This is a genomic window from Chitinophaga sp. Ak27 (assembly GCF_012726295.1).
In the GTDB taxonomy this organism is placed as follows: domain Bacteria; phylum Bacteroidota; class Bacteroidia; order Chitinophagales; family Chitinophagaceae; genus Chitinophaga.
In genome coordinates this window covers 108993-120406 of sequence record NZ_JABAOB010000014.1, presented here as the reverse complement: position 1 = coordinate 120406, position 11414 = coordinate 108993, and the positions used below count along the sequence as shown (strand labels likewise).

Here is an 11414-nt window from a genome sequence, read left to right as displayed (position 1 = left end):
TTTGCCGCCAGCTTCCTTCAGATTCCACCTTACGATGGACACCCTTGCTATTGGCTAATGCTTCCTGCTGCAAAGTGCATTCGGGACTTACACCCTAGAGCTATAACACATGCCTGGCGCACAATAACGAAAGCTGTCGACACTCTTGTCGACAGCTTTTTTGTTTGTCTTCGTTTCATGATTTTTTTTAGCTATCATTTATTCATTTTAAAGTCTATATACCCTATAGGACTGATGTGACGCATTTATTTTTAACATTTTTGCGATTTTTCCCCTACAACAAGGGGAGATTTTCCACATCCGTCTGGTGGCCTAATGGCGTTGTAAATCATTTCTTAAACAGCTATTCCCCGAATTTTCCTTTAAATTCGGTACTAAATCCAGATAATAGCAGTTGCATATGGGCTTGAAAAACAAACTACCTATTCCTGGCGTAGTACAGGTATTGAATCCGTTTAAAGTGAAGAAGCAACGTATCATGAATTTCAATCCGGCGGAAGGATTGACTACCCGCAAGTCGGCGGACAATACTCGTATTACCGTTTTCGACTATGGCGCTAATCTTTGCTCAGAGCTGGTACTGCATAAAGCGGAAGATACCTTCAAATACCTTGAGTCGGACCAATTAAGCTGGATAAATATCGATGGATTGCGAAAAGAGGAAGTACACGCCATCTGTGAGCAATTCATGATTCACCCATTAATCGAAGAAGATATACTGAGCATAGGGCAGCGGGCAAAAATGGACGAAATCAATGACCGGATGTTCTGCCTGCTACCAATGATCTATTTCAACAGCGAAACCTCGTCTGTAGATATGGAACAGGTGAGTATTGTATTGGGCAAAAATTTCGTTATTTCTTTTCAGGAAGACCCAGTCAGGGATGTGTTTGACCCGGTGCGTACGAAACTGTTATTAAAAGGTTCCCGGATTCGCAACGGGGGAGCGGATTACCTTTGTTATTCCTTGCTGGACGTGATTGTAGATAACTATTTTATTGTGATGGATAAGCTGGGAGAACGGATAGAAATGATGGAGGACCTGGTACAACATCAGCCGAATACCCGTACACTGGCTCGTATCAATTACCTTCGGCGCCAGGTGTTTCTTTTTAAAAGAGCGATTGCTCCTGTACGGGAACTTGTGAATGGTTTTCTGAAAAGTGAAAGCGATTTGCTGGAAGATAAAGTCACAAAATATTATAAAGACGTTTACGATCATATTATCCAGTGTAATGATCTGGCAGATAACTATCGCGATATGGTGCTGAACTTACAGGAAATGTACCATACGCAACTGAATTTGAAAATGAATGAGATTATGAAAGTGTTGGCGGTGGTAACGACCTTGATGGCCCCGCCAACACTTTTAGCTGGTATTTACGGTATGAACTTCCACAATATGCCCGAATTGGAAAACGAACATGGTTACTATTACACATTGGGAGCTATGGGGCTACTTCTGGCATTGATGATCCTGGTGTTTAGAAAAAGAGGCTGGTTTTAAGCTTTCTTTTTATATACCGGAACAGTAGAGCAAGGTTCTCCATACATAATACTCTTAGCTACCGGGCGAAGCAGCCGGGTGATTTCTGCATAGGCAATTTCCCCCACACGCTTATCTCCACAGCCCTTTATAACGATCCTTTTATCTGTAAAGGCTGACACATCTATCTTAGCCAGGTTTTGCAGGTATAAAGTATTGTGAATAAATGTAGCGTCACCAAATGCGGCATAGGCTGCTATTGGTTCCAGCTGGGCCATTACTAACATATATGCCCACAATGGAACAATGGCGTCCACACTACATATCAATCCTACATTTTTTCCGCGATACTGCTCCCAGTCGTGCGACTGCATCGCAGCCCGGAAATCCTTTTCCTTCAGAATCAGTCCCATAAACAGGTGGTCTTTTATATCAAAAACAACCGTTTCCCCCTGGGGATAATAATCTTCCAGGTCTATGGTTTCCAATCCACTTTGAGCTACTTTATTGATGATTTCTTCCATTTTTTCCTGTTTGAGAATACAAATTTACGAATATCAGGAAGATATGTGCATAATCCGTTGCCATCGAAGTATAGGAGAAACGAGAAAGGGACACCCTCAGGCGTCCCTTTCATCTATGTCAGTTTAAAATGTAGCAGTCTAGAAAAATTTACCACGGGTATCTTTCACATCGCTCTTCTTTTTCAGCACTTCAAACAGCTGTTGGTCCAGCATGGATTTAACACCTTGTTCGTAAGCAGCCTGTTGAGAAGCAACATCCTGTGCCGGCTGGGTAGACGGTGCAAAGCTGTCAACTTTGATAACATATACCCCCGCGTTACCTTCTATAGGAGCAGATACCGCATTGGTTCCCCATTTCTTATTGAAGGCAGCACCTGCTACACGTGGTTCGAAGCCCAGTGAAGCAATAAATGGTGTACCGAAAGAAACGCCTTCTGCTTTTAACACCGGCTGATTGGTTGTCTTTGCCGCAGCATCCAGTGAAGCAGGAGTTTGCAGCTTAGCCATAATCTGCTCTGCTTTCTTGTGTTTCTTTACCTCTGCTTCCACCTGAGGCCTTACGTCATCCAGTGGTGCAGTCCCCTCTTCGCGGGTGCTGGTTAAAACAGCTACCACGTATTTATCATCGAAAGTGAACACGTTACTTACATCGCCTTTTTTAGCTTCGTAAGCCCAACGCACCAGTTCGCGTGCCTGGCCAACACCTGGTACTACGAAGTCCATTGGACGAACGTTATCTGCAATTCTTTTATTCAGTTTTCCTTCCTGCACTGTTTTCTCAAATGCAGCTTGTGAACGGGCTTTTCCTGCGAAATCGCTGGCAGCGCCAAAAGCAGCATTGTTTGTTTCCTTGCTGGCATCTACAGATTTACCGAGGTAAGCTACTTTAACAGCCGGACCGATATTCTTCTGATCCAGAACCTGCATTACGTGATAGCCAAACTGGGTTTTCACTGTTTTGATCTGACCTTTAGTACCATCGAAAGCAAATTCTTTAAATTCAGGAACAAATTGAGAAGAAGGAGTTAAATCATATTCTCCACCAGTTTGTTTGCTACCTGGATCATCAGAATACTGTGCCACGAGTGCTTTAAAGTCAGCGCCACCTTTTACAGCTACTTCAATGCTATCTGCACGTTTCTTGGCAATAGAATCTGGTAACCCACCCTGTGCACCAGAGGCAATCAGGATATGACGAACTTTTACGCTGTCCGGCATATTCTTACGGTCAACCATTTTCGCATAAACGATCAGGTTATTATCATAATATGGTCCAAATATTTCACCTACTGGCAGATTCACGATAGAATCCTTCATCGGAATTTTAGATTCATTTTTAGAGATATAGCCGTCGAAATATTTGATATCAGAATTACGATTGATAAAACCTGCCACATCTTTAGTGGTATCCAGCTCTGCTTTCATCGCTACAATCTGTGAAATAGCTGCAGCAGAATCAGTAGCAGAAGGAATAGCATCAAAGGATACATATTCTACTTTGCGGGATTCTTCTACTTTAAAGAGCTGTTTGTGGTCCTGGATAAAGCGATTCAATTCAGCATCCGTTACCTTAATAGTAGAATCACCAATAGTAGCATAAGGAACATTTACATAAGAAACAGTGGCTGTCTGGCTATTATCATCCTGTTGTTGTTTTGCCAACCATTTAGGATAATATACACCCTGCTTTACCAGCGTCATATATTTCAATTGCTCCTGGTATTTACCAATATAAGATTCCAGTTGGTGGAAACCTTCACGCACCTGTGGATTACTACCGGCTTGAGATATGGCCTGTTGCAATGCATTACGATCAAATTGTCCGTCGCGGGTAAATTGTTGTACAACTACCGGGTTAGGATTTTTACCCCTGATCTGGTCTACGATTTCCGCTTCAGTTACTACGATACCCAGCTTTTCGTACTGAGCCTGCATAATTTTTTCATTCAGAAACTGGTTCCAAACCTGTTCGCGGATATATTGACGGGTTTGTTCGTCAATATTTGGCATTTGCTGACGCGCGTTGTTTTCTGCGTCCTGAATGCGGCGTTGGTAGTCTGACAAGTCCAGATCTTCACCGTTTACTTTTCCAACGCTCGTACTGCGACGGGTTAGAGAACTTTTGCCAAAAAAGGCATCCTGCAACAGGAAACTAACAATAGCCAGGCAAATCACTACAACGATCATGACGGCGTATTTGTCCCTGATTTTCTGAATTACTGACATATATTATATAGTCTACATTTTTAAGGATAGCAAAAATAGAATAAAATAACTGTAACTGCAAAAGAGTATTTTTCTCTTTGAAAGCCTTTCCTGTATTGAGTTTCAGCTGCTTATAACACTTTTGTGGACTATGTATCATTCACAGGTTTTCCACATGAATCGATTATCAACAACCTACCATTTACTCCCCTTTCTCTTGTATTAAACTCCAGTCATTACTACATTTTCTGTAAAATTTCCTTCAAAAGGTCAGTACCCTGTTATTCACAATTGTTAAAAACCCTATTTCAGCAATCCACATAAAAATGTGAATAAAACAAGCCTATTTCAGCGCCGTGTGCATTTTGACCATTTTCTATTCCCACTCAGTTTTTTTCCACAATTGATGTGTAAAAACCCCTGTAAAACGCAAAATAAGGTGGGAAAAGGTGCCTTTGTTCACAGGTAAAACTAATTTTGTTATTGTGGTTAAATTTACCCTTAAAAATTCAAGTCTGATTTTGTGGATAGTAAATGGCTTCTTTTAACATTTTCCTAATACACTGTTGACGAAAAAGATTTTCACGAACAACGATATCCACGTATGTGGATGAAAGTAAGAAAATCCAATAATAGCGCGGGAAGAGCATGTTAATTTCATGTGGAAAGCACAGTAAAAAGGAATAACAACTACATTTGTACAAGTGCGGAAAATTAAATTTCCACATATTCACAGCCCTAATAGTAGTGGGCTTTTTCTTTTAAATAAATAAATAAGTATATAGCTATGATTATGGAAATCGCTGAAGCGAAAAAAAATTTGCAACACAATGGATTTTTGGATATAGCAGTTGATCCTTCGCTGGATTTGTTTGAAGCGATTGAAAATTTAAAAAAGAAGAAAAATGCTATTGTCCTGGCGCACTATTACCAGGAACCGGATATTCAGGATATCGCAGATTACATTGGAGACAGTTTGGGGTTGAGTCAACAGGCTGCTCAAACTGATGCAGATATGATTGTTTTTGCCGGGGTTCACTTTATGGCTGAAACAGCGAAAATTTTGAGCCCTCAAAAAAAAGTACTGCTTCCTGACCTTAAAGCGGGTTGTTCATTGGCTGATAGCGCACCTCCAGAGCTGTTTAAGAAGTTCCGGGACCGTTACCCTGACCACATCGTTATTTCCTATATAAACTGCTCTGCGGGTATCAAGGCGCTCAGCGATATCATTTGCACCAGCTCTAATGCCGAAAAAATCATTGAAAGCGTACCTCGCGATCAGCCGATTATATTTGCCCCTGACCGGAATTTAGGGTCTTATTTGATCAAAAAAACGGGTAGAGACATGGTTTTGTGGAACGGCGCCTGCATGGTACATGAAATTTTTTCCCTGGAAAAGATTACCAAACTGAAGATCCGTCACCCCAAAGCCAAGGTGATAGCACATCCGGAGTGTGAACCTGCAGTATTGGCCATTGCTGATTACATCGGATCCACCACGGGACTGTTGAAGTTTAGTCATAAAGACGATGCCCAGGAATATATCGTAGTAACTGAAACAGGTATTCTTCACCAGATGCAAAAGGAAAATCCGGGTAAGACTTTTATCCCTGCTCCTCCCAACAATGCATGTGCGTGCAACGATTGTCCACATATGAAATTAAATACCCTGGAAAAGTTATACCTCTGCATGGAATATGAACAACCAGAAATTACGATGGAAGAAAACCTGCGAATTGCAGCGAAAAAGCCAATTGAACGGATGCTAAAAATCAGTGCTCAAGCTGGTTTGTAATGTAAATACTTGAATATCAATATAATTTGAATTTTAGTTTACGTTAATAAAATTATAGAATGTAATACGAAGGCCATGAGGATGTAATATTCTCATGGCCTTCGTATTTATATCGGAAATAATTAATTCTCAGTTAGTTATGATCATTTTCTGGCAATCCCTGCAGCTTTGTGCTAGCGAATTTTTTTGTGGATAACCTGGTTTATTTACTAATATTCTTGTTGAAAAGGGTGTGAATATGTTTTTAAAGGCTGTGAGAATCTAATATTTAAAAGTGCCCTTGGGTAAGTCAAGGATTTCAAAAAATTTTGGATTCTCAGCGAGCTACTATCGCGCTGTGAGTACCATATTTTAATTATTTCTGTACGTTGACCTGTGAAATGGCCGTATCATCTTCCTGGAGCCTATTTTCTGAAGAGCCTGACATTCTTCTATTTTTCTCTTTCCTTGGGATATGGCGGATGTTCTATTTTTATTCGATTGTCAGTGCTCATTATTTTTGTTACGAATGATTTAGTGTTAATAAGTCCATTTAGATAAAAGCATTTTGGTGGATATCTCTATATGGCTTGTGTTTTTGGCGTGCATAAACAAGGATGGTAGGGGGCTGAGTTTGATTTTAAAAGAGGCTCGTGAGAATTAAATATTTTTTTCTGATACGGGGTTACCACGGGAAATTTGTTTTCATTCAATTGTCAAGACATTCGTAGTTTATTGAGAATCAAACATATCTGGGCCTATGGAAAGGCCGCATAATTTCATTCAATTCTCAGCGCGTTGCCAATGCGCTGAGAATTGAATAAATGATTTCGGTTTTATTGACGGTGTGGATAAGTAATTTATAATGGATTCTAATGAGGCAATGAAAGCGCTGAGAATCGGATATTTTTTGTTGTGTCGACAAAAGTGATTGATTCCATCTTTTATAGGCACCTCAAGTGTTTACCAATCAGCCGAGGTTGTGATATTTAAAATGTTACGGTGTTACCCCCGGGGAAATAGATCAATGAAAACCTCAGCGAGTTATGAAGGCGCTGAGAATTAGATATTTTTTATCTCGCTTTTAAGTATGCAGTAAATTTTAGGGAGCTTGTTCTCAGTTCGCTGGGTAGCTGCTGAGAATCGCATATTCTTGAATAACCTGATAATTGTTTGGAGAAGAAAAAATTACAGGTGAATGTGTAGGCGATTAGAATCGCCTATTTTTTTATGAGCTGGCATCCTGCCAGGATATCAGAAAATAGGAGAGTGTGGGTCCATATATTTACGTGAATGCTTTTCTAAGAAATGTTTGACAATGAGATATAAACGCAAAATTTTTTTTGAGAAAATTAATATCCTTAAGATGGGATAAATCACTGATTTAGTCGAAAAGAAAGTTTTTATCTAAAAGTGCGGAGAAAAATGGGGATAAATGGGGAAGTTTTCTATAAGTGGAGCTATTTTTCTAAAAATTTTTTCTTTTTCCTTCAAAAAAAGGCTAAAAAATGTGAATAAAACAAGCAAAACGGTAAATTTTCCCGCTTTTTCTGTTTTTTTTTATTTTTTTTTCTGGTATAAAAAAAGAGGAAATTAAATTTCCTCTACCCAAATATGATCAGCTTCTGTTTTGCGAAGTGAGAGATTATAACCAGCCACCATAATTGAAATGGGATCTCCCAGTGGCGCTATTTTTTCAATCTTCACTGTTTCACCTGGTACGCAGCCCATTTCCATCAGTTTGATATGAAGATCGTCTTTTTCAAATTCTATAATTACTGCACTCTTTCCTGTGGTCAGGGATGACAATTTTATAATGCCTTTTTTCATTTCCTGCTTGTTAATCTGTTTAAACATAGTTCCGGCATACTGATGCTTGTATAGGCAAAGGTAGTCCTGTAAGACCAATATGTCAAAAAGAAACGGGGGCAATCGGAAATTTCACTTTACTTTTACATCCACATAATTTTTTAAGCGTAAATGGCCATTCAATTCACCTCGCATGAGGTAAAGGATTATTTAAAAAATAAACGGAAGTTAAAGAGCTTCCTGGTTGATCTTTTTGCTACGGAAGGACAGGGGCTAAAGAGTCTGCATTTTGTATTTTGTTCTGATGCCTATTTATTAGAGATCAATAAACAGTTTTTGCAGCACGACACCTACACAGATATTGTTACTTTTGAGATGGGAGAGGACCCAGCTGTCACCGAAGGTGAAATATATATCAGTATAGATAGAGTGATAGAAAACGCTGCAAAGTTTAAAGTACCTATTACTCAGGAACAGCATAGGGTTATTTTTCATGGAGCATTACATCTTTGCGGTTTTAAAGACAAGAGTAAAAAGGACGCCATGCTAATGAGAAGTAAAGAAGATGAATATCTGGAGAAATACTTTGGAGGTAGATAATCCTTACCAGAAATAGGTTTATTAAAAGATGTTCCACGTGGAACATCTTTTATTTTTGGCTAGATTTTATTTTTTAAACATTCATATACAATGTTCCACGTGGAACATTGTATAACAACAAATAGGTTTAAAGATTTTATTGAGATCAACACGCTGGAGTTTTATAAATTTTTTTGACAATAGTTCGGTTGGTTTTTGTGAGTTGATTTACACTGGAGAATTTGCTTGTGTTCATCGCACGGTACCAAACTGCTTGAGTTTGATATAAACGTAAATGATGAGAAAGGGAATTGATCTGTGATGCTGCTAATTAAGTGCTAGAGATAGCAGGAAACACTTTTAGTTGTTATATCTGAGTATATAAACGGGATATTATCGGGTGAAATGAAATAAAAAGGATCACTCGGGTTAAGTCCAGAAATATGAGACCAGGAGCAATAGATTGCGATTGTTATATGCCAGCTAAAGAGTGACTTCAACGTCTGCATTTTACTCAGGATAAAAAAGTGTAGGTTTCCAAAGGACAGGGAAGGAAGGAATGATATTTATTTTCAGATAGGTCTATTTACAGTACAGGGAGGAAGAAGCGCTACTTATTGAATGGTTTACCGTGAGATATAAGTGAGTTGGTAGCATGGGTTCTTGTTTTGTGTACGCTATTTTGGGTGAGAACAACAAAATGTAGTGGCATTCGAATTTAGCGGCAGGAAACTCTTTATGTTCCACGTGGAACATAGACACTTATGCCAGGATATTTTCATTTCCTGATGTTCCACGTGGAACATCTTAGTTTATCCAAACAATCTCCCTTCTTCTACGTAATTTTGCACTTTCTAAAAGTTATTATGTTTCCATCGTACGATATAATTGTTGTAGGCGCAGGTCATGCCGGCTGCGAGGCCGCCGCCGCTGCTGCTAATATGGGCTCCAAGGTATTGTTGGTGACCATGAATATGCAAACCATTGCCCAGATGAGCTGTAATCCAGCCATGGGAGGTATTGCAAAAGGACAAATTGTAAGAGAAATAGACGCATTGGGAGGATACTCTGGCATTGTTACGGATCAGTCGATGATTCAATTCAGGATGCTGAACCGTTCCAAAGGACCTGCTATGTGGAGTCCCCGTACACAGAACGACCGTATGCTTTTCGCCGCCAAATGGAGGGAAGCCCTGGAGAAAACCCCGAACGTAGATTTCTACCAGGATATGGTAAAAGGGCTCTTGGTAAAAGATGGCCGTTGTCATGGCGTAATTACCGGGCTGGGTCATGAAATAAAGGCAAAGGCCGTGGTATTAACCAACGGTACTTTCCTGAATGGGGTAATACATATTGGAGATAAACAGTTTGGTGGAGGCCGTGTGGCAGAGAAAGCCGCCACAGGTATTACCGAGCAATTGGTTTCCCTCGGCTTTGAAAGCGATCGTCTTAAAACAGGCACACCTCCCCGTATTGATGGACGTAGCCTCGACTATTCCAAAATGGAAGAACAGAAAGGGGATGATGAGATTGTTGGGTTCTCTTACCTGGATGTAGAACGAATTAAACCAGCCCAACAAAGGAGTTGCTGGATTACATATACCAGTGATGCTGTACATGAGATGTTGCGTACAGGCTTCGACAGATCACCTATGTTCCAGGGACGTATCCAGGGAACGGGCCCTCGCTACTGCCCAAGCATTGAAGATAAGATAAACCGTTTTGCAGAAAGGGAACGCCATCAGTTATTTGTGGAACCAGAAGGTTGGGATACGGTGGAAATCTATGTAAATGGTTTCTCTACTTCTCTGCCTGAAGATGTACAAATGAAAGCGCTTCGTCTGGTACCAGGATTTGAGAATTGCCGTATGTTTAGGCCTGGTTATGCAATAGAATATGACTTTTTCCCACCTACCCAGTTGCAGTTTTCCCTGGAAACAAAACATGTACAGAACCTCTTCTTCGCCGGACAAATAAATGGTACTACCGGTTATGAGGAAGCCGCCTGTCAGGGTATAATGGCTGGTATAAATGCTCACCTGAAAGCAACAGAACAAGATCCTTTTATTCTGAAAAGAAGTGAAGCTTATATTGGAGTGCTTATTGATGACCTGATCAACAAAGGTACAGAAGAACCCTACCGGATGTTTACTTCACGGGCAGAGTTCAGAACCCTGCTCCGCCAGGATAATGCGGACCTGCGCTTGACAGAAAGAAGCTACAAAATGGGACTCGCTAAGGAGGAAAGGCTGGAGAAAGTACGGGAAAAGAAGAGTGGGGTAGAGCAAATTAAACGTATCCTGAAGGAATTATCGGTGGAACCGGAAGAAATAGCTGCACTACTGGAAGCCAGATCGTCTGCTCCGTTAACCCAAAAACAGAAAGCACACCAAATATTACTGCGCCCTGGTTTAGATATTTTTGCCATGAAAGAACAGGTAGCAAAAATTGGAGCGGCACTTTCCGGCTTTAACAAAGAAATATTGGAACAGGCAGAAATCCAGATCAAGTATGATGTATACATTGAAAAGGAAAATGAACTGGTGCAAAAGATGAGTCAACTGGAAGACCTGGTTATTCCAGCCAATTTTGACTATGGAAAGCTGGTATCTTTATCGACGGAAGCCCGGCAGAAATTTAATAAAATACGTCCTCATACTTTGGGACAAGCGAGTCGGATTAGCGGAGTTAATCCGAGCGACGTACAAATCCTCATGGTTTATATGGGACGATAAAGTAATAATCACTATTTTAAAGCGGGCAGATTGTTTTTACAATTTGCCCGCTTTTTTGGCGTCTATTTCAAAAAAAACAGTCAAAAAGGCAAAAAATCGACCTTCATAAAGTGGGTAAATTTCGCACATCAGGAAGAAGCCGGATATAAGTGTTAAAAACAGGGGTAAGGTGAACTAAAGGGCTAAAAATGCGTTTTTTTGATAGTAGAAATGTTTTTTGAATGTAAGCAACCATTTTTCTACAGGGTTCGTATCATTAGTATGAATGATTTCAATAAATCAGCATCAACCATCATTTTCCC

7 protein-coding genes are annotated in these 11414 nt (G+C 40.1%); 4 read left to right on the top strand and 3 right to left on the bottom strand.

Features of this window, described 5'->3' with window-relative positions:
- Positions 1–400: 400 nt before the first annotated feature.
- Positions 401–1507 carry a magnesium/cobalt transporter CorA gene (gene corA, locus HGH90_RS31165; RefSeq protein ID WP_168764966.1) on the top strand — a complete coding sequence of 369 codons (1107 nt, stop codon included), beginning with the start codon at positions 401–403 and terminating at the stop codon, positions 1505–1507.
- Here corA and HGH90_RS31160 read toward each other — a convergent pair.
- A complete protein-coding gene (locus HGH90_RS31160) occupies positions 1504–2010 on the bottom strand; it encodes a DUF2480 family protein (RefSeq protein ID WP_168764967.1) in 507 nt (168 codons plus the stop codon). The genes corA and HGH90_RS31160 overlap by 4 nt on opposite strands.
- 138 nt (positions 2011–2148) lie before the next feature.
- Positions 2149–4236 (bottom strand): peptidylprolyl isomerase, encoded by a 2088-nt coding sequence (locus HGH90_RS31155; protein ID WP_169192770.1) that lies wholly within the window; start codon positions 4234–4236, stop codon positions 2149–2151.
- A 772-nt stretch (positions 4237–5008) separates the two neighbouring features.
- Here HGH90_RS31155 and nadA point away from each other — a divergent pair.
- On the top strand, positions 5009–6010 hold the full coding sequence (nadA, locus tag HGH90_RS31150) for a quinolinate synthase NadA (protein ID WP_168765245.1): 1002 nt from the start codon (positions 5009–5011) through the stop codon (positions 6008–6010).
- 1572 nt (positions 6011–7582) lie between these two features.
- Here nadA and HGH90_RS31145 read toward each other — a convergent pair.
- Entirely contained in the window at positions 7583–7819 is a 237-nt protein-coding gene (locus HGH90_RS31145; RefSeq protein WP_106526548.1) for a ferrous iron transport protein A, read from the bottom strand.
- Positions 7820–7969: 150 nt separating this feature from the next.
- On the opposite strand from HGH90_RS31145, the gene ybeY reads away from it, so the two are divergent.
- Both ybeY and mnmG read left to right on the top strand, forming a co-directional pair.
- On the top strand, positions 7970–8398 hold the full coding sequence (gene ybeY, locus HGH90_RS31140) for an rRNA maturation RNase YbeY (protein WP_169192769.1): 429 nt from the start codon (positions 7970–7972) through the stop codon (positions 8396–8398).
- Positions 8399–9243: 845 nt separating this feature from the next.
- The gene (gene mnmG / locus HGH90_RS31135; protein WP_169192768.1) at positions 9244–11112 is read left to right on the top strand and encodes a tRNA uridine-5-carboxymethylaminomethyl(34) synthesis enzyme MnmG; all 1869 of its coding nucleotides are present in this window, start codon (positions 9244–9246) and stop codon (positions 11110–11112) included.
- Positions 11113–11414: the final 302 nt, after the last annotated feature.

Coding starts and splice junctions, on each gene's coding strand:
- corA (WP_168764966.1), top strand. CDS start 401: ATGGGCTTGAAAAACAAACTACCTATTCCTGGCGTAGTACAGGTATTG.
- HGH90_RS31160 (WP_168764967.1), bottom strand. CDS start 2,010: ATGGAAGAAATCATCAATAAAGTAGCTCAAAGTGGATTGGAAACCATA.
- HGH90_RS31155 (WP_169192770.1), bottom strand. CDS start 4,236: ATGTCAGTAATTCAGAAAATCAGGGACAAATACGCCGTCATGATCGTT.
- nadA (WP_168765245.1), top strand. CDS start 5,009: ATGGAAATCGCTGAAGCGAAAAAAAATTTGCAACACAATGGATTTTTG.
- HGH90_RS31145 (WP_106526548.1), bottom strand. CDS start 7,819: ATGAAAAAAGGCATTATAAAATTGTCATCCCTGACCACAGGAAAGAGT.
- ybeY (WP_169192769.1), top strand. CDS start 7,970: ATGGCCATTCAATTCACCTCGCATGAGGTAAAGGATTATTTAAAAAAT.
- mnmG (WP_169192768.1), top strand. CDS start 9,244: ATGTTTCCATCGTACGATATAATTGTTGTAGGCGCAGGTCATGCCGGC.